This window comes from Holtiella tumoricola (assembly GCF_027857615.1).
GTDB classification, from domain to species: Bacteria; Bacillota; Clostridia; order Lachnospirales; family Cellulosilyticaceae; genus Holtiella; species Holtiella tumoricola.
The window spans coordinates 1-20,039 of sequence record NZ_JAQIFT010000048.1 but is presented as its reverse complement, the minus strand read 5'-3'; the positions used below and the strand labels follow the sequence as shown (position 1 = coordinate 20,039).

The 20,039-nt window shown below is 33.1% G+C and carries 22 protein-coding genes; 1 reads left to right on the top strand and 21 read right to left on the bottom strand.

Annotated features, from left to right (window positions below; all coding sequences use genetic code 11):
* Window positions 1–86: 86 nt before the first annotated feature.
* From PBV87_RS13055 to PBV87_RS13020, 8 genes are all read right to left on the bottom strand, one after another.
* A complete protein-coding gene (locus tag PBV87_RS13055; protein WP_053985197.1) occupies window positions 87–731 on the bottom strand; it encodes a potassium channel family protein in 645 nt (214 codons plus the stop codon).
* Window positions 724–1,365 (bottom strand): peptidylprolyl isomerase, encoded by a 642-nt coding sequence (locus PBV87_RS13050; protein WP_053985198.1) that lies wholly within the window; start codon window positions 1,363–1,365, stop codon window positions 724–726. The genes PBV87_RS13055 and PBV87_RS13050 overlap by 8 nt, the downstream gene beginning before the upstream one ends.
* A gap of 53 nt (window positions 1,366–1,418) precedes the next feature.
* A complete protein-coding gene (locus tag PBV87_RS13045; RefSeq protein ID WP_330680425.1) occupies window positions 1,419–2,387 on the bottom strand; it encodes a GIY-YIG nuclease family protein in 969 nt (322 codons plus the stop codon).
* 68 nt (window positions 2,388–2,455) lie between these two features.
* Window positions 2,456–2,812 carry a DUF1292 domain-containing protein gene (locus PBV87_RS13040; protein ID WP_082238814.1) on the bottom strand — a complete coding sequence of 119 codons (357 nt, stop codon included), beginning with the start codon at window positions 2,810–2,812 and terminating at the stop codon, window positions 2,456–2,458.
* Between the two features lie 77 nt (window positions 2,813–2,889).
* Window positions 2,890–3,813: a dipeptidase gene (locus PBV87_RS13035; RefSeq protein WP_053985200.1), complete on the bottom strand. Its 924-nt coding sequence runs from the start codon at window positions 3,811–3,813 to the stop codon at window positions 2,890–2,892.
* Between the two features lie 3 nt (window positions 3,814–3,816).
* Window positions 3,817–4,347: a peptidylprolyl isomerase gene (locus PBV87_RS13030; RefSeq protein ID WP_053985201.1), complete on the bottom strand. Its 531-nt coding sequence runs from the start codon at window positions 4,345–4,347 to the stop codon at window positions 3,817–3,819.
* 35 nt (window positions 4,348–4,382) lie between these two features.
* Window positions 4,383–5,777 carry an aminopeptidase gene (locus PBV87_RS13025; protein WP_271012577.1) on the bottom strand — a complete coding sequence of 465 codons (1,395 nt, stop codon included), beginning with the start codon at window positions 5,775–5,777 and terminating at the stop codon, window positions 4,383–4,385.
* A gap of 98 nt (window positions 5,778–5,875) precedes the next feature.
* On the bottom strand, window positions 5,876–7,744 hold the full coding sequence (locus PBV87_RS13020; protein ID WP_271012576.1) for a L,D-transpeptidase: 1,869 nt from the start codon (window positions 7,742–7,744) through the stop codon (window positions 5,876–5,878).
* 143 nt (window positions 7,745–7,887) lie between these two features.
* On the opposite strand from PBV87_RS13020, the gene mltG reads away from it, so the two are divergent.
* Window positions 7,888–8,985, top strand: coding sequence for an endolytic transglycosylase MltG (mltG, locus tag PBV87_RS13015; protein WP_271012575.1), 1,098 nt, complete (start codon window positions 7,888–7,890; stop codon window positions 8,983–8,985).
* 105 nt (window positions 8,986–9,090) lie between these two features.
* Here mltG and sigK read toward each other — a convergent pair whose 3' ends face one another.
* From sigK to PBV87_RS12950, 13 genes are all read right to left on the bottom strand, one after another.
* Window positions 9,091–9,753, bottom strand: a complete 663-nt coding sequence (gene sigK, locus PBV87_RS13010; RefSeq protein ID WP_053985205.1) for an RNA polymerase sporulation sigma factor SigK — start codon at window positions 9,751–9,753, stop codon at window positions 9,091–9,093.
* Between the two features lie 116 nt (window positions 9,754–9,869).
* Window positions 9,870–11,108 (bottom strand): peptidase U32 family protein, encoded by a 1,239-nt coding sequence (locus PBV87_RS13005; RefSeq protein ID WP_271012574.1) that lies wholly within the window; start codon window positions 11,106–11,108, stop codon window positions 9,870–9,872.
* Window positions 11,109–11,119: 11 nt separating this feature from the next.
* Entirely contained in the window at window positions 11,120–11,776 is a 657-nt protein-coding gene (locus tag PBV87_RS13000) for an O-methyltransferase (protein WP_271012573.1), read from the bottom strand.
* A gap of 88 nt (window positions 11,777–11,864) precedes the next feature.
* Complete coding sequence (locus PBV87_RS12995; protein ID WP_330680413.1) at window positions 11,865–13,532, bottom strand: ribonuclease J; 1,668 nt, start codon at window positions 13,530–13,532, stop codon at window positions 11,865–11,867.
* A gap of 18 nt (window positions 13,533–13,550) precedes the next feature.
* Window positions 13,551–13,985 (bottom strand): Fur family transcriptional regulator, encoded by a 435-nt coding sequence (locus tag PBV87_RS12990; protein WP_053985209.1) that lies wholly within the window; start codon window positions 13,983–13,985, stop codon window positions 13,551–13,553.
* Window positions 13,986–14,028: 43 nt separating this feature from the next.
* Window positions 14,029–14,274: a DUF1292 domain-containing protein gene (locus PBV87_RS12985; RefSeq protein ID WP_053985210.1), complete on the bottom strand. Its 246-nt coding sequence runs from the start codon at window positions 14,272–14,274 to the stop codon at window positions 14,029–14,031.
* A 12-nt stretch (window positions 14,275–14,286) separates the two neighbouring features.
* Window positions 14,287–14,706, bottom strand: coding sequence for a Holliday junction resolvase RuvX (ruvX, locus tag PBV87_RS12980; protein ID WP_053985211.1), 420 nt, complete (start codon window positions 14,704–14,706; stop codon window positions 14,287–14,289).
* A 33-nt stretch (window positions 14,707–14,739) separates the two neighbouring features.
* Window positions 14,740–14,991 (bottom strand): IreB family regulatory phosphoprotein, encoded by a 252-nt coding sequence (locus PBV87_RS12975; protein WP_053985212.1) that lies wholly within the window; start codon window positions 14,989–14,991, stop codon window positions 14,740–14,742.
* 86 nt (window positions 14,992–15,077) lie between these two features.
* Window positions 15,078–16,388 carry a tRNA (N(6)-L-threonylcarbamoyladenosine(37)-C(2))-methylthiotransferase MtaB gene (gene mtaB / locus PBV87_RS12970; protein ID WP_271012571.1) on the bottom strand — a complete coding sequence of 437 codons (1,311 nt, stop codon included), beginning with the start codon at window positions 16,386–16,388 and terminating at the stop codon, window positions 15,078–15,080.
* 742 nt (window positions 16,389–17,130) lie between these two features.
* Entirely contained in the window at window positions 17,131–17,670 is a 540-nt protein-coding gene (locus tag PBV87_RS12965; RefSeq protein WP_053985214.1) for a hypothetical protein, read from the bottom strand.
* A 310-nt stretch (window positions 17,671–17,980) separates the two neighbouring features.
* On the bottom strand, window positions 17,981–18,274 hold the full coding sequence (locus PBV87_RS12960; protein ID WP_053985215.1) for a hypothetical protein: 294 nt from the start codon (window positions 18,272–18,274) through the stop codon (window positions 17,981–17,983).
* A gap of 346 nt (window positions 18,275–18,620) precedes the next feature.
* The gene (locus PBV87_RS12955) at window positions 18,621–19,232 is read right to left on the bottom strand and encodes a lysozyme (protein WP_271012570.1); all 612 of its coding nucleotides are present in this window, start codon (window positions 19,230–19,232) and stop codon (window positions 18,621–18,623) included.
* A 2-nt stretch (window positions 19,233–19,234) separates the two neighbouring features.
* A complete protein-coding gene (locus PBV87_RS12950) occupies window positions 19,235–19,483 on the bottom strand; it encodes a hypothetical protein (RefSeq protein WP_271012569.1) in 249 nt (82 codons plus the stop codon).
* Window positions 19,484–20,039: the final 556 nt, after the last annotated feature.

Sequence of the window (20,039 nt, the reverse complement as noted above, 5' to 3'; positions counted from 1 at the left end):
CTCCCGATAAAAAAGTAGCTATAGTTACGATTTTACCACATCAAACACTTGTTCTATCTACATATTCTACCGGATAAAAAAAGAGGCTAAGGCGCCTCTTTTTCATCTAGATCTAAACTTACATAAACTGTAAAGCATACAGCTATAAGTAAAAATCCTGTTATAATTTCATACATAATTAAGCCCCTAGCCAAAGGATGTACGGGGACATAATCGCCATATCCAACAGAAGCTATTGTAATCAAACTTAAGTAAAGCGCTGTAAAAGGGCTTTTTAATGGTTGATTAAATAAGCCACTTGTTAGTCTATATTCTAGATAATGTGTATCGAGTAAAAAGTATAAAATAGCATATTGAATGGTTAGCTCAATAAAACTTCTAAATGCCATACTCACCCTCTCATGATACTCTAAACCATTCTTTTGACGTTTAGAAGGGATAAGCTTATCAAAAACATCTTTAATAAATGCCATAAAAATTTCATTGACTCTTGAGAGTGACCATAAAGGTATGATAATCAAAAATACTTTTTTTATTCCTGTATAGTTTAGCCATCCATTTTCAGCAATCAGTAAGAGTAACATAACGATGGAAATGCCAAAATAGGTTTTATTGAGACGTCTTACACGCCTTCCCCTATCTTGCTGATGAATGGCCTTTTGTTTGTAGCGCTCACTAAAAAATAAGGTTGGAGAAAGACACCATTTAAGGACATGTTGAAATTTAGTCATTTTGAGCCATAACTTCTTGAACGGTTAAAATCTCTGGTGGATTATAACACGCTTCATAATTTTGAACTTCAATATTTTCAATGTATACAGGCTCTATAAGTGAATACTCACCAGATACGCCTTTGTCTTGTAACGTATCTAGTTGCTCCATACCTTCTAATACGCGACCAAACGCTGCAAACTTACCATCCAATTGCCAATCATCTTCTAATAAAACAAAAAATTGGCTACCCTCTGTGTTAAAGTTACGTCCTCTTGCCATAGATAATGTACCACGTTTATGCTTTAAACGATTATTTACCCCATTGTACTTACACTCACTTTTTATATAGTACCCAGGAAATCCTTTTCCATTCCCAATAGGATCACCTATTTGAATAAGATAATCTGGGATCACACGATTGACTTGAGTGCCAATATAATAATCAGATAATGCCAAATAAATAAAGTTATTGACTGTATTCGGTGCTTCCTCTGGGTACAATTCAACTTTAAACTGAGTATTATTACTTAAATATATAGTTACAATAGGGTGTTCTTCCACATTAGAACTACTAACCTCTATTGTACGATTCATAATAAATAACGTTAAACATATACACACAATACTTAAACAAAATACTATCTTCTTCACTTCAATCCTCTTTCATCTGTATTTTGTTATAGTATTGGAGATTGTTTGAATTTTTATACTTCTATGCGATGCATTTTTCGTTCTATAAAGCTATAAAGAATCTTGATTTCATCAATATTTTCTTTATGAATATTAAAAATTTCTTTTTCTTGTTGACTGTTCTTATAGGCTCTTAAAGCTTGAATAATCTCATTTTCTTCATAAAGCATACCTACTTTTGTATAGAGAATACTTCCATTTATAATTAAGTAATACTTATAAAATAGTGTGCCTTCAATAGGGAGTCTCCCTATGACATTTTGCGAACATAGTTTATTCGTCATTTGCTCTATACCACGAATATAATTTATAGATTTTAAGTAACCATAAAACTGCTGTGCCTTTTCAAATTCCCACTTTTCAGAATAGGTTTCAATTTGCTTCATAAGCATACTTGGCAAAGAACTTCCGGGACTAAGTAACTCATGGATAAACTCTATGCGTTTCTTCCGCTCTGCTTCTTTGCAATAGCCTTGACACTTATTAAAAACAACTTTCGCACATGCCTCTTCTTGTATTTTGCAATCCATAAAAGGGTATTGGCTTTTAAAGAATTCCTCTGCTTGCCTACTTAAACTGGGATGGGTAAGTGGTCCAATAATACGTAGCGCTGTATCTGGTTTTGTTCTGCTCCATCTCAATCTATAATGAGGCCCATCTTCTAATATAAGATACCCATATCGCTCGGTCTGCATCAGTGCTGTATTGTACAATGGGCGATATGCTTTAATCCATTTACATTCTAAAAGCAAAGCATCTAGTTCTGTATCTGTATAAAATACTTCTACATCCCATAGCCATGCAAGCATCTGCTTAATTTTATTATTTCTTTTAATTTCTTTGGCTAAATAAGAGTTTATTCGCTTTTTAAGGGCAATAGATTTCCCAATATACAAGATATTCCCCTTTTCGTCAAGCATTTTATAAACCCCTGGTCTATCTAAAATGGTCTGAAGTTTATTTTTTATATTTTTTCGGTTCATCATAATATTAGTATGTACAATGTAGACGTAAAAAAACAGGATGACGTATCATCCTGTTTTTATGTGTATTATTCTTGTGTTTCGTCTTCTAAGTCACCGAAGAATAAATCGTCGAATTCACCAGCTACTTTTTCGTATTCTTCGTCTGATGTAATTTCATCTAATTTGATGTCTTCTCCATCTTCTGAATAACGGTAGATAAGAACTTCTTCTTCATCTTGTGGTGCTAAAGCAATATATTCAATATCGTCAACTTCGAAAATACCTAATACGTCACATGCAACTTCTTTGTTTTCATCTTCGAATGTTACGTAGATTACTGGTTCTTCGTGTCCGCCACAACCGCATCCTTCATGAGCGTGATCGTGTCCGCCTCCACAGCATCCTTCATCGTGTGAACATCCACATGTTTTGTTTTCTTCCATTGTACTAGTCTCCCTTCTTGTTTAAAAGAACTATAGTCCCATTATAGCATTAGAGTGAAATTTTTCCAACTAAAACTTTACAAGTTCTCGCGGATTACACGCTCTGCATTGCCATAACAGATTTTATCAATGATACGTGAACTAAATAAACGTGTCATACTACTTTTAAGTTTATCCATTTCTTCGCAGTTACATACATCTAAATTGCAACTTATTCCATCAAAATCTGTTCCTAGTGCTAATACATCTTCTCCAACTTGATTATAGATATATGCCATATTAGCAATCATATGGTCTATCTTACTATTATCTGAGTTATTTAAGAAATAGCTATAGAAGTTGGTTCCAACTATTCCACCACTATTTGCAATAATGCCTAACCCCTGATCAGTCACATTACGCGTATGATTATAGTAACCTCTTGCATTAGAGTGAGAGGCAATGATTGGCTTTTTGTAAAGCTCAGTTATATCTTTAAAAGCTGCTTCTGATAAATGAGAAATATCAAGCAAAATAGGTACCTCATTTAATCCACTAATTAGGTCACGCCCCTTCTGTGTAAGCCCTTTATCAATAGAATGAGGTGCACCTAAGCGATTTTCATAGTTCCACGTTAAAGTCATTAACGTAATCCCCATATTCACCAATGTTTCAATAGGATTTTCTAAACCTGCAATTGCTTCTCCTTCTTCAAGAGATAAAAAGGCAGCAATCTTCTTCTCCTCTTTGCAGCGTAAATAATCTTGATAGGTTCTAGCTATACTTATATCTTTTTCATTTTTCTTAACTTCTTCTATGAAGTAGTCATACATATTCTTGAAATAACTAAAAAGATCTTCTTCACTATCTGGTTTCATTTCAATAAAGAAAGCAAACCACTGTGCGAGATAGTGGCTTGCTTTCATCTTTTGAATGTCTACATGATAGTCATTGTGAAGAAGAGAAGTCTTATTTGCATAAATAAGACTTGCTGTATCACAGTGCAAATCAATATATGACATTAATTATTCACCTACTTTTTCAGGCGCTTCGTATGTTTTTCCTTGTGTATCTACTGTCATTGATTTAATGACAACTGGACTAAGTGGTTTATCCATATGATTTGTTTTTGTTGTAGCAATGTAATCTACAACATCTAATCCTTCAATCACTTTACCAAAAGCTGCATATTGACCATCTAAATGTGGTGAGTTTTCATGCATAATGAAGAATTGTGAACCTGCTGAGTTAGGACTCATTGCACGTGCCATAGAAAGAACACCTTTAGCATGTTTTAAATCATTTTTAAAGCCATTTCCACTGAATTCACCTTTGATGCAGTAGCCAGGACCACCTGTACCTGTACCTTGTGGGCAACCACCTTGAATCATGAATCCACGGATAACACGGTGGAATGTAAGACCATCATAGTATCCTTTTTGCACTAAGCTAATAAAGTTATTTACAGTGTTAGGTGCAACTTCTGGATAAAGTTCTGCTTTCATTACACTGCCATCGTCCATAGTAATTGTTACGATTGGATTTAAATTTTCCATGTTAAACACTTCCTTTTTTCTTATCTAGTTAATTATTATGCATTAATTAGGAACGCAATATACGCTTTTCTCATTTCATAGAGATCCACTTTACTTGTAATTTCCCATGGTGCATGCATGCTATGAACTGGTACACCACAGTCAATAACATCCATACCATAGCTTGCTAAAATATATGCAATTGTACCGCCACCACCAAGGTCAATACGACCAAGCTCAGCTGTTTGCCAAGTTACATTATTTTCAGCCATAATTTTTCTAAGGTATGCCATGTACTCTGCATTGGCTTCATTTGAACCAGATTTTCCACGAGAACCTGTATACTTCATGAATACAACACCTTTACCAAAGTATGCTGCATTATTTTTTTCAAGTACTGATGGATAGTTTGGATCATGTCCTGCAGTTACATCTGAAGAAAGCATTTTTGAACGTGCTAAAGTTCTTCTTACAAGAATATTAGAATCACCTTCTGTTAAAGCAAGTAATTCTGCTACTGTGTTTTCAAAGAATTTAGATTGCATACCAGATGCACCTACGCTACCAATTTCTTCTTTATCTACAAGGATTGTACCTGTTGTACGTTTTGGATTTGTTACTTCAAGTTGTGCTTCAAATGATGCATAACCACAAACTCTATCATCTTGGCCATATCCCATAACCATACTTCTATCTAAGCCATAGTCACGAGCAGGACCAGCTGGTACGATTTGAAGTTCTGCTGATACGAAGTCTTCTTCTGTAATGCCGTATTTGTCATTAAGAAGTTTTAAGATATTTGCTTTAACTTTATCTTTTTCTTCTCCATCAAGTGGCAATGTTCCTAAACAAATGTTAAGATCTTCCCCTGCAATCGCATCAGAAAGTTTCTTTTGCATTTGTTCACCTGAAAGGTGGATAAGTAAGTCTGAAATACCTACAACTGGATCTGTTTCATCTTCACCTATACAAACATTTACAACTTCGCCACATTGTTTTACAACTGTACCATGAATAGCTAGTGGTAATGCTACCCATTGATATTTTTTAACACCACCATAGTAGTGTGTTTTGAACATTGCAAAGTTTGAATCTTCATAAAGTGGATTTGGTTTAAGGTCAAGTCTTGGTGAGTCAAGATGTGCACCAAGTAAGTTCATACCATTTGATAATGGTTCACTACCCATACAGAACATAAGTAATGTTTTGTCACAGTAGTTTGCGTAAACTTTATCCCCTGCTTGAAGTTTTTGGCCTTTTTGAATGTATTCTTCAAGATCTACATAACCATGTGCTTTTGCTTCTTCAATCATTGATTTTACACATTCGCGCTCTGTTTTGTTCTCAGAAATAAATTTTCTATAGCGTTCACCATAAGCAAAAAGTGCTTTTTTGTCTTCTTCAGTATACGCATCCCATGCACACTTATATTCTTTTTTTAAGTCTGACATTTTCGTTCCTCCTTGAGTTTTTCTAAATGTAATTGTCTTCATTATTTTATCATATTACCTATCATATTCCAAATTTAATTTAGATTTAATTTTATTCACTAGTTAATCCAAACAGATGTTCCAAGAGGCATTGTTTCATAGAGCCATTTGCTATCTTCTGGTGAAAGTCTCAAGCAACCATGTGAAGCTCTTTCACCTAATGATTCCATACCACTTATTATATATTTTCCTTCTACATCATAGAGTACAGAATGGTAGAGATAATCTCCAAATAAAAGCAACGCATTTTTACACCTATAACCTTTATTCATTCCAAAAGCAGGTACATAAGCACTCACTTTAAATTCCCCTGTAGGTGTAGGCGTTTTATTAAGCCCTGATGAAGTTGCCATTCTTCTAATCAACTTCCATTCTCCACTTTGCTTTTTAAAAACATAGGTTGTTTGACGATAAAGATCGGTCCATATATAGTAAGGGCTACTGCTTATTTTACTCAAACTATTAAAATAGGCTTCTATGACTTCTGTAGGCACTTGCTCTTTACAAGCTTTAGGTGATGCAGGTATAGATACACTACTCCAAGGCACTGTAATCTTTTTACCATTTTTTATGAGATGATAAGATTGTCCATCCTCAGCTGCCCATACCACAACTTTTTCACCTTTTTCAAACCCATTTGTTGCGTATTTCATAGTCCCAATAATTTGTGTCGCTGGGAAAAGCTGACTTACGAAAGTATTTACATCACTGTTTTGATTCTTTACGTAATTACTCATCACATTTGTAATATGTTGTCCATAGCTTTTATAAGGGATTGTTAAATTTAATTTTTCCCTTTGTATAGCTTTTACCATTGTACTCGTATGTATAACCTTTTCATCTAAACCATATAATTCCTCAATCAGAGGATAGGTTTCTCCTGGCTGTAAATCCTCAATTTTCAAACTTTCTTCTATAAAGTTTTTTCCATTCCAAAATACACTAATTATTTCTACATTCACAGGTAGAGTAGCTGTATTTGTTATTTTGTTTGGTGCAAGAGATACTCCTTCTGATCTATAAATACCATTAGGTACAAGGGTACATTTATTCTCCTGAACAACTAAGTCAAAATACTCGCCTGTACTTCTAAGTGGTACTAAAACTTCATCTCCCATTTTCAAGCTATATGTAAGTACATTTCCTATATACACTTTTTGCCCATTATACTTAGCAATTTGAGTAGTTAATGCTTTTGACTTATTTTCTGGTTCTCCTACTTGTTGCCCTAAATATTCGTATTCTAACTTCAGTACACCTTCTTGTTCTGAAATATTAAATCCCATTGTTCGTAGATCGGATAAGCAAATATAATTCACATCACCTAAAGTATATAACGTATAAATACCATTTTTATCATAAGCTTGTAGACTACTTTTCTTTATAAAACCTGCCGGTACTTCTTTTAAAAATGGATGAGTCATCTTACTCCTATTAAATTGTGCAACTAATTCCATTACGCTTTCATATACTACATTAGAAACCGTCTCTAATTTTTCTAAATCATTGATCCACAATCCTTCATATTTAAGACGTTCAATATATCCATTACTTTGTTCAATTTTTATAGGTGATAAATTTAAACGATAGCAAATCATTTGAGCAAATAAGGGCGGTGTTAAAAAGCTTTGTTCTCCTTTCATTGTATCTAAACGTGTTATATAAGGCTGCCATCTTACATCTTGTCCCACATATTCAAATGTCATAGGCCATTCATTTGATGGCTGTATCACTTCTTTTATTTCTTCTGAATTTTCTATAGATGGATCTTGGGTAACCCCTTCAAATGAATCATCTATTTGATTTTGATGGGTATCTTCTATGGTTTGTACCACTACATTTTGAATATTTTCCCCATACACCCACTGAATTGGCTGAATCATGAGTGTACCTGTCAAACTCCATAGCATAAATTTTCTATAGTTCATTTTACTAACTCCTCATCCCATTTTTTTCCATTTTAGTATAACAAAACTAATTCTCCTCTTCAAGTTGTATACAAAATTAAAATGATTGAATTGTAGAGTCAAAATAGTTATAATTTTATATAAATATATAAAGGAGGAAAAAGATGAAGAAACACAAAATAATACGGCGTAAAATGTACAATTTACTCCTTTGCCTATTTCTTATTATTTTGGCAGCCTGTGGAGGCATTCTAGCTTTTTCAAAAACTTATAGCTATAGTTTTCATATTATTGATGAAAATAATATGCGCCCTATGTCTTCAACCATTCGCGAATTATCTTTGACTATCACCTCTTCTACTACCATGGATGATGTCGCAAGCAAGTTATATGCTGAAGGTTTTATTGGAAATAAATTTTGGTTCAAACTAGAATCTAAGCTATATAGCTATGACGATTGCCTTATACCGGGTACTTATCATATTGCTAGTACTATGACAAATGTTGAAATGCTTAAACTCTTTACAACCATACCAAAAGCTGAAGACGAAGTTCAGTTTACAATTCCTGAAGGCTTTAGCGTCTTACAAATTGCTAATCGATTAGATGATAAAAATATTGTTTCAAAAGAAGACTTTCTTGATGCAATCAATAATAAAACTTTTGATTATCCTTTTTTAAGAGATCTTCCAGAAAATACACAATATCGTCTAGAAGGTTATTTGTTTCCCGATACCTATACCATCCATAAAGGTGCTTCAGCGGAAGAAATTATTATGATGATGCTTAATCGCTTTGCAGAAATCTCTAGTCGTTATACCCAGTACTTATATAGTTCTAACTATACGTTATACGATATTTTAACCATTGCTTCTATTATTGAACGTGAAGCAAAACTTGATGAAGAAAGAGCAACAATCTCTGGCGTTATTTATAACCGTCTCAACAATGAAATGCCTCTTCAAATGTGTTCAACCGTACAATATGCTATGGAAAAACGTAAAGTTACTTTAACAAGTGAAGATTTAACGGTTGATTCTCCTTATAATACTTATCTTTACTCTGGCTTACCTGTTGGGCCTATTTGTTGCCCTGGTGAAAACGCTCTAGAAGCTGCATTTATACCTGAAGAAAATGACTTTTTCTACTTTGTACTAAAAAATTCTTCTGAAGGTTCACATGCTTTTAGCAGTACCGCTGAGGAACATGCAAGCTATAAAGCTCAGTACAAGCAATCCCAAGATGTAAATTTTATTGATTAGATGCATAAAAGAAGAGGCAATAAAGCCTCTTCTTTTATGCATCTACACACATCTAGCAAACTTATTTTATTACCTTGTTTATCTACTTCTGATAAGGCCTGACAGCTATTTCTTATTAAGTTCTTGGAATAATTTTTTAAGTGCTTTCTTCTCAATCCTTGATACATATGACCTAGAGATACCCATTTCTTCCGCTATTTCTCTTTGTGTTTTTTCCTCTGTATTGTCTAATCCATATCTTAATCTTAATATGAGCTTCTCTCTAGGCTTAAGTACGTGGCCAATTTTATCATACAATTTTTTTACTTCTATTCCAAAATCAACTTGATCAAAAATAGATTCATTCTCTGTACACAATACATCGAGTAAATTTATCTCATTTCCTTCTTTATCTACTCCAATGGGAGAATGAAGAGATGTCTCATTTTTCTGTTTCTTCGTTGAGCGAATGCTCATCAAAATCTCATTTTCAATACATCTTGCAGCATAGGTTGCAAGTCTTGTTCCTTTTGAAGTATCAAAAGAAGTAATTCCTTTAATTAAGCCAATGGTACCGATAGAGATTAAATCATCCATATCTTTATTCAAATTGCTATACTTCTTAACAATGTGTGCCACTAAGCGTAAATTACGTTCAATGAGAATATTCTTTGCCTGGTCGTTTCCTGCACTTAGCTCATCCAAATAGTATTTTTCTTCTTCAGCTGTTAAAGGTTGCGGAAAAGAAGAAATGCTACTAAAATAAGAAAAACAAAAAAAAGGCAACATTTCGGCACACCTCCATAAAAAATGGGTTCATACTTATTGTATGAAGGTGTTACCAAAATGTGCCCGTACAATTTGATTTTTATTTTTTCTAGCTTATACTTTTTTTAAGACTCTTTTTAAAGAGGTTGTTCTTTACGTAAAAGAGCTGGTACACTTATTTCTTCTTCTACTTTAAATTTCACGATTTGAAGTGGATGTGGTGCAGATTCTATTGTATTTCCCTCTTCATCCCACATTTCTTCAATTTTAACACTAATAAATGGTCTATCTGGTAATAAAATTTCCACTGTATCCCCTACAGAGAATTTTCTACGTTGCTCAATAGTTACCATTTGTGTTTCTTTATCGTAATCAATAACCATTCCTGAGAAGTCATAGTTACGTACATAAGAGTTATGTGTATACGTTTGATCCTCTGAAGTAGGTTTATGCTCATAGAATCCTGTTGAGAACTCTCTATGGCTTGCTTTACCTACTTCTTGAAGGAAGTAGCCTCTTTTCGCTTCAAAAGCTTCTGGATTTTCTAAGTAAGTATCTATTGCTTCACGATATGCTTTTATCACTGTTGCAGCATAAAGTGGTGTTTTCATACGCCCTTCAATTTTAAAGCTATAGATACCACTTTCAACAAGTTCTGGAATATATTCGATCATACAAAGATCACGTGAGTTGTAGATGTAAGTACCACGCTCATTTTCTTCTACTGGCATATACTCACCTGGACGTGTTTCTTCTACTACATGGTATTTCCATCTACATGGTTGTGCACATTCACCGTGGTTTGCATCACGATTTGTCATGTAATTACTTAGAAGACATCTTCCTGAGTATGCCATACACATTGCACCATGTACAAAGGCCTCAAGTTCAATACTTTCTGGTAAATGATCATGAATTGTTTTGATTTCTGGGAAAGATAATTCACGTGCAAGTACAATACGTTGTGCACCTTGTGCTGCCCAGAACTTAGCTGTATGGTAGTTAGTATTGTTTGCCTGTGTTGAAATATGAATCTCCATATTTGGAACAGCTTCTTTAGCTATCGCAAATACCCCTGGATCTGCTACAATAATCGCATCTGCACCCATTTCTTCAATTTCCATGAAGTATTCTTTCATCCCTTCAAAGTCATCATTGTGAGCGAAAATATTGGCTGTAACGTAAACTTGTACATTATGGTCATGAGCAAATTTAATTCCTTCACGCATTTCATCTGGTGTAAAGTTTTTAGCTTTAGCACGTAGGCCATAGCTTCCTCCACCCATATAAACTGCATCTGCTCCATATAATACTGCTATTTTTAAAGTTTCTAAACTACCTGCTGGTGCAAGTAATTCTACTTTTTTCTTTTTCATTATTGTTCCTCCTACTTTTTATAACTTAATGCTACACCGTCTCCAATAGGAATAACACTGCTGGTTAGACGATCATCATGTGTGATGGTATAAAGAAAATCTCTTAATCTTGCATGGGTTGTACGTTGTCTACGATCAATTAAATATCTTGACCTTGCTACTGTACCTTTGTGAAGTACATTATCAGTAATGAGTATACCGCCTGGACGTAATACACGAATACAGTGAGGCAAGAAATTAATATATTGTCCTTTAGCACAATCCATAAAAACAACATCATACTTTTCATCTTCTAATGTGGTCAGTACTTCTGCTGCATCGCCTTCTATAATTTGAATTTTATCTTCTAAACCGGCGCGTTTTATATTTTTTGAAGCTGTTTCATACATATATGAAAAACGTTCAATTGTTGTAATTTGACCTTCCTCTTCTAAAAACTGGCTCATAAGCATTGCCGAATAGCCTACTGCTGCCCCAATCTCAAGAATTTGTTTAGGTTTATGCATGGTTAAAAGTACTTTCATAAAATCTGCTACTTCTGGTTTTATAATTGGCCATGTTTCCTTTTCACATGCTATTAACTGTTCAATTTCTAGCAACACACCCTCTGGTGGTGTATGTAGTGCACGAATATATTGAACGATATAATCATAATTGATTTCACTCATTGTTTTATCCTTTCTAATGCCAAATTAGGCAGGCTCAACTAGTCCTTCTCTATTCTATAAAAAAACCTAGCAAAATGCTAGGTTTTTTTTATACTTCCATTATAATCGGTAAAATCATAGGACTACGTTTTGTTTTTTGCCATACAAATTCTTTTAAATCATCTTTAACAATGGTCTTAATTTGTGACCATTCTACAATATGTTTTGTCTCACAGCGATCTAATGCTTTACGAACAACTACTCTCGCAGCATCCATAAGATTTTCTGCTTCTCGTACATACACGAAACCACGTGATATAATATCTGGTCCTGCTACCACTATACCTGATTCACGTTCTAGTGTCATGACAACAATTAATAAACCATCTTGAGATAAGTGCTTACGGTCACGTAAAACGATATTTCCTACATCACCAACACCTAAGCCATCTACTAATATTTGACCTGAAGGTACAGTACCTGTTATCTTACAACTTTCACGAGTAAGCTCAATTACATCACCTACTGAAGCAAGTACGATATTGTCTTTGGGCATCCCCATTTCTACTGCGAGTTCTGCATGTTTTTGTAAATGCCTATATTCCCCATGAACAGGAATAAAATACTTTGGTCTTACCAATGCATGAATCAATTTTAATTCTTCCTGAGCCGCATGGCCTGATACATGTGTATCCTCTTGTATAACTGTTGCACCTTTTTTTGCTAGTTCATTGACTACTTTTGAAACTGTTTTTTCATTTCCTGGAATAGGTGTAGAGCTTAAAATAACTACATCACCTGGTTTAATTTCAAGTTGACGATGCTCTGAGGCTGCCATACGTGATAAGGCTGCCATTGGTTCACCTTGACTACCAGTCATAATAATAACAATTTGTTCATCATTATAACGTTTTACATCATTGACATCAATTAAAGTTCCTTCTGGAATATCTAAATAGCCTAATTCACTAGCTGTCTTTGCTACATTCACCATACTACGTCCTATTATAGCAACTTTACGTTTGAACTTATCTGCTGCATTAATAATTTGCTGAACACGATCTACATTAGAAGCAAAGGTTGCAACCATGATACGTTTATCTTGAGCTTTGTTAAAAATATCTTCAAACCTTAGTCCAACCATCTTTTCTGATTGAGTAAATCCTAAGCGTCCTACATTCGTACTATCTGCTAATAATGCTAATACACCTTTCTTACCAAGCTCCGCTAAACGATGAAGGTCAATACTTTCTCCGCGGATTGGTGTATAGTCTACTTTAAAATCTCCTGTATGGATAATAGTACCTACTGGCGTCCAAATAGATAACATCACTGCATCTGCAATACTATGATTTGATCTGATAAATTCTATTTTAAAACTATTACCTAATTTAATTGTTTCACCTTGTGTGACATTGTGACGTTCTGTTGTGCGTAATAAATTGTGTTCTTTAAGTTTATTTTCTACTAAACCAATGGTAAGGCGTGTTCCATATAAAGGAACATTAAGCTCTTGTAAAATATAGGGTAAAGCACCAATATGATCTTCATGTCCATGTGTCAGTACAATCCCTCTAATTTTTTCATAGTTTTTAGTTAAATAAGTCACATCTGGAATCACTAAATCAATTCCTAGCATTTCGTCTTCTGGGAAAGCTAAGCCACAATCGACAACGATAATATCTTCTTCATATTCAAACGCTGTCATATTTTTACCTATCTCACCCAGACCACCCAGAGGAATAATGCGTAACTTATTTTTTGCTTTTCTGGGCACCAAAACTACACCTCCATTTTACATATTTTTTGCACACGTTTCACAATAACCATAAAAAGTAACATTATGATTCATTACTTTAAAATTGTATTTATCTTCAATATGGGATTCGATTTCAGCAAGCAAATCATTTTCTACCTCAAATACTTTATTACATTTTGAACAAATCAAATGATGATGATGATGGTTTTCTTGATGACTTAGCTCAAATCTACTGCATCCTTCATCAAAATAAAGTTTATCGATAATGCCCATTTCCTCAAAAAGTTGTACTGTACGATAAACGGTTGCAAGGCCAATTTCAGGATAGCGTGCTTTAACTAAGGTATAAAGTTCTTCAGTAGAAAGATGCTTTTCACAATTTTCTACTAAAATATCTAATACTGCCCTACGTTGTGTTGTTAACTTACAACCTTTTTCCTTAAGTCTCTCTTTAAATGTTGCTGCATTCATCTTATTCGCCCCTCTAACCAATTCTTTTCCTTAATGTGTTTTATTAAATTTCGATATCGTATTCATCACTTTCCATAAGCGTTAAAGCTGCTTTTTGGAATTCATTATCATCTTCTACTAGCTCATAAGTAATCTCGTCACCATCATCAATAATTTCTTTTAAGATGGTTGCGTTATCTTCTTCATCAGCTACTAATAAGTATTTGTGACCATCAATTACAGCATAATCAACGAGCTCAAATAAAATTGTTTCACCTGTTAATTCATCAAAAAATTCTATTTTTTCCATAGTAATCCCCTTTTAGTAATGTGCATCTAAATAATTTTGTAAAATTAGTCCAGCTGCCATTTTATCAATAACTTTTTTCCTCTTTTGCCTACTCATATCTGCACTAATCATAAGATTTTCTGCTTCCATTGTTGTAAGACGTTCATCCCATAATTCCACAGGTAAATTTAAGCTTGCTTCTAGTTTTTTCTTAAAGACAACTGTATGCTCACATCTTTCACCTTCAGTGTTATTCATATTCTTTGGATAGCCTAATACAATCTTTTCTACTTTATATTCTATACAAATCTCTTGTATTCTATTTATGGTTGGTTTGAGATTATAAGTATCAGTTCGTCTAATAATTTCTAAGCCTTGTGCTGTTAAACCTAAAGGATCACTTACAGCTACGCCTGTCGTTTTTGTTCCAAAATCTAGTCCTAATATGCGCAAATTCGAATAACCTCCTATACGTGGTCCTTCATCTTATTTTTTTAAATAATAAGCTACAAGTTCCTCTAATATTTCGTCTCTTTCTAGTTTTCTAATCTTATTGCGTGCTCCATTGTGACTTGTAATATAGGTAGGATCTCCTGACATAATATATCCTACAATTTGATTAATAGGATTATATCCTTTTTCATTTAATGCCATATAAACATCCATTAATATATCACGTGTTGATGCCTTTTCAGGCATATCAAAATGAAATTGCACAGTTTCGTTAAAATTCTTCATTTGCATCACCTTCCAATATTTACACTTTCTATCTTAGCTATATGATAATACAATCCTAGCCTATATGCAAATACAAAATCATCGCATTAATCGATACATTTTCCTTCTAAAGCTTCTCCTACTTTACATTCAACATGTACAGTTTTTAAAGTATTCACGAGGTTGTCTGATGTCACTACTTCTACCTTAATGTAATTACTTGTATAACCATGTGCCTTACCTGCTTCTGACTTTTCAAATAAGACTTCCATATTTGTTTCTACAAATTGTTCCATAAAAGCATGTTGTGATGCATCTGTTATCACTTTTAGTGCTTTAAGGCGCTCATCTTTTGCTTGACTATCTAATTGCTCTTTCATCTTTGCTGCTACTGTGCCTTCACGTACTGAGTATGGGAATAGATGAACTTGAGCAAAACCTATTTCACGTGTAAATTGAGCTGTTTCTTCAAATTCTTCTTTTGTTTCTCCAGGGAACCCTACAATAATGTCCGTTGTAATCGCTACATCTGGCCAGATCCTTCTCAGTTCTTCAACACTTTGTCTATATTCTTCAGTTGTGTACTTACGATTCATACGTTTCAGTACGGTATCCGAACCACTTTGTAAAGAAAGATGGAAATGATGACAAAGCTTAGGAAGTTTTGCGATAGCTTCTAAAAATTCCTGTGTAACAACAACTGGCTCAATAGAACTTAATCTGATACGTTCCAATCCTTCTAAATCATGAATAGCAGAAATAGCCTCAATAAGCGATGTATTACCTAAATCTTTCCCATAAGAAGCTACATGTATTCCTGTTAAGATAATTTCTTTAAAACCAGCTTCTATAAGTCGTTTAGCCTCTTGAATTACATTTTCTATTTTACGGCTACGAATTTTTCCTCTTACATAAGGAATAATACAGTAAGTGCAATAATTATTGCAGCCCTCTTGAATTTTTAAATAGGCCCTTGTATGTTCGCCCATATTACTAATATGCAGTTCTTCAAATTCTTCTACATCCATAATATTACCAACAAAGTTATATTCTTCTTGATTCATCTTATAGTTTTCTACAAGTTGAATAATTTCATTTCGCTTATTAGTTCCTACAATTAAATCTACCTCTGGTACATCTATTTTAATTTGTTCACCAGCTGCTTGTGCATAGCATCCCATAGCAATTAAAACACTATTAGGATTCAATTTTTTAGTTTTTCTAAGCATTTGTCTACATTTACGATCACTTAAGTGGGTTACTGTACATGTATTAACAATATAAACATCTGCTTTTTCATCAAATGCAACTTCTTCATAACCTTCAGCTTTAAATAATTCTACAACTGCTTCTGTATCATATTGGTTAACTTTACATCCTAAAGTAAATGTACTAATTCTTTTTGGTTGGAAATCCATATATTTGCCTCCATCTATCTCTTTAAATAATTTTATATATTAAGGAAGTAACTTATTTTTATAATCTACTTTTATCCTTTTATTCTTTATTAGTATACTATACATAACACTCTTGTCAAAGGCAACAAAAGGTAGAGTTTATCCTCTACCTAATCTAATAACCTTATTTAGATTTTTCTTCTTTTTAATCATAATTATATACTTTTATATTTATAGGATATTATTTGCATGTTTTGTGTATTTAATTATGCTTATATTACTCTTTATATAGAAGGTTACATACAAAAAAAGAGACTAGCTCCCCAGTTAGTCTCTTTTTCTCCCTGATAATCTTCTTTACCTATTAATATCTATTTATGTAACCCTTACTTCCCCTACACCTATTAAAACATAACATATGTTATTATTTCAACGTTTTTTATTTAATAATATTAATTTCAGTACATTTTTATTACTGTTTACTACATTTTTTGTCCATTTATACCCTTTATATTATATTCTATTAATGTTATCTCTTTATCTCTATATCTTTTGAAGAGAGTAAACCCTTATTCAAGGCAATGTGTCCCCTTAACAACCCTTTTTTTAATGCACATTGCCTTTCTTTTGTATTTTTACACATAAGATATTTTTTAGGACTACTTTTTTTATACTTTTTTCATATAATCTATTCTTTTAATAAACTACTTTTTTCCATATATTTCATACCATTGACGACATTTAATTAATTTATACCCTTTATTTAGGAGTAGAAATCAACTGATGATTCATTTGAATCTCTTACAAATAGATTGTCTATAGTATTTGTTTTATCATTATCATGTTTATATCCTTGCTCGTCACTACATACTTTTGATATTGCTTCTTTTAAGAGATCGGCATATTGCTTATTATATTTAGCTACTGCATTTGCCTGAAAACTAGCTTGTTCTATAAGTTTCTGAGCAGTCTGCTTATCTTTTGCATTCTTTAGTTGATTTTTCAGATTTTCTGCCTCTTGTTTTGCTTTCTCAGCATCTTTAAGCAATTGTGGATTTACTTTTTCTAAATATGCTCTTTCTTCTTTTGTTAAGCTTTCTCCCTTAGCTAGCTTTTTCGCTAGATTTTCTGCTTTAAATTGTTCTTCATATACTTTAGATAAGTCATTAAGGTATAGAGCCCTGTCTAGTGCTTGATTATTTGCTCGTTCATTCCAGAGTTTATCTTGTTCCTCTGTAGTTTTATTCACTTTATTATGTAGATTCAATGCTTCTGCATAACTCATATTAGTACTAATTTTCATATCTAATTTCTCCTCTTTCAAATTTTATATTGATATTTGTTTACTAATACTATCGGTTTTATCATAAAATAAATATATACCTTTGTACTTCTACATAATAGTAATTATTTTATTTTATCGTTTAAATTGATAATTAAAAAGAAAGGTAACTTGGATTTTATCAGGTTACCTTTCTTTCTATAGCATGTTACATTGTTGTATTTTTAATAAGGAGGAATTTGTTCTAGTTTTAAATACAGCCCTAGCAATTATTTAATAAATTAAGAAGGGTTCTCCTAACCTACTTCTTAGTTTATCTACGGTTTTATATTTATCCTCTTCTGTTGTTACAGTGTCTATTGCACCAATTCCAACAATCCCAATGGCAGTCCCAATTCCAGTCATCATCCCCTGAATTTACGCCTCTAATACATCCTCTATCTTCTAACTCATCAAATTTACGATCTAATGCTTCGGCGTCTTCTCTGATATCTTTAATAAGTCGATTTATGTCATTAACTAATGGTCGACAATTACGTACCCCTCTTACACTTTCTCCTCTTACTCTTTCTTCTCTTACTTCTTCATTACGCCAATCGTTACATCTTCTACAATTACAAGCCATTATAACATCTCCTTTCTTAAATTGTTTTACAATAATAATTTATGCAACACTGGACAAGGATGTTCCTAAAATATTTAGGTAAAAAAATAAAAGGTAGGGCCAAGGCTCTACCTTTTATTTCTATTTGCTTCTTAAATAACTATTTGGTTAGATGACTTTTATTATAGTTGATATTCCATTTGAATGACCAGGGCTTATTTTTTTCTGTTGTATAGTGCTTTTCAGTGTATTTATTATATGTATTTTATGTAATTTATGAATAGATTTTTGTCAGCTAAACTTTTTAGTTCCATAATAGTACCATATATTTTATCATAGTTCAACAAAGCCAATGACTTAAAACATATTATTGTACTTTTACTTGGATAACAGGTACACCATCATAACCAATATCAATCTTCCCATCTCTGAGATCTTGTAGCTTTACATAGTTGTGTCCATCTTTTTCTATAGCTTCAACATTCTTTTCCACACCATTGAGTTTAATTTTAACTTTTTTAATCACTTCTTTATCCTCCTTTAAAAATAGTTTTTTTTCAGCTTCTCTTCTTCTTACTAGACCAGAGAGTACCTTTCCTCCTCCTTTATTCCAACGTAGGAACTCATCTGCTGCACCTAACACATCTCCTTTATTAAGTTTCTTGAGCAAATCACTTTTTTGAAGTGCACCAGCTCCACAGTTATATGTAAAACTTACAAGAGCATCATATTGATTTTGATTCAACTTTGTATAGGTAACATATTTATTCACTGCATTTTCATACGACTTAAGATTTTTAACAAGGAGATCATCTGCCTGTTGCTGAGTTATGCTCATGCCTTCATGTGGCTTAACCCCATTAATAGGCTCTGTAGTTCCCCACCCAATAGTCCACACTCCAGCTGGGCATTTATATGCTTTAAGGTAACACCCCTCAAATGATTTTATAAGGTCAATTCCAATCTTAGATATATTCATTATTAAGCGCCTACTTTCTGTTTGATTTCTTTAACATCGTCTTGAATGTCATCCAGCTTGCTTGCATAAATAGCTATTGTCTCTATTGCTTTCTGATTTACCATTCTACTTTCTGCAAGTTCTACATAAAGCTTGTCCTTATCTGCTACTTGTTGCTGCCATAATTTCCATACAAAAAAACCACATGCCACCATTACAAAAATAGGAACACCTAAACTTGCAATTAAACTTTCTACTGTTGATACGTCCATAACAAACCTCTTTTCTCTTATGTATTAAAAGGCATAAAAAATAACACTATCTCTAGTGCCTTTTCTATGCCTTATTTACTTTCTCAAATCATTCTTTGTCTGCCAACTGTGCTTGATACATTTTCCATATAAAAAATCCACATGCGCCTACCATTACAATAGGAATTCCTAAACTACTTACTAGTGTCTGAATTACATCTATATCCATATTTTTCTCCTCCTACAGCAAAAAAAGATGATAACTATTAAGTTAATCATCTTTTTTTGCTTATTTTTGTCTCACTTCTAGAAAGCTTAAAAACTCCCTCTCTTTTATACTCTCTATCTCAATTCTATATATAGTATCTCTTAGTATTTTGTTAATATAAATTATCATTTCACCTTCCTCTATACTCTTTCCACACACCTGTACTTCTTCAGCATATATAGATAAATAAATAGGTGTATGATGATTCTACACTCTAATAATAATTTTCTCTCCATTACTTTGATATATTTTAATGAGTTCATTAGAATTGTGAGAAACATATATTTTCCTTAGAATATGCAATGAATC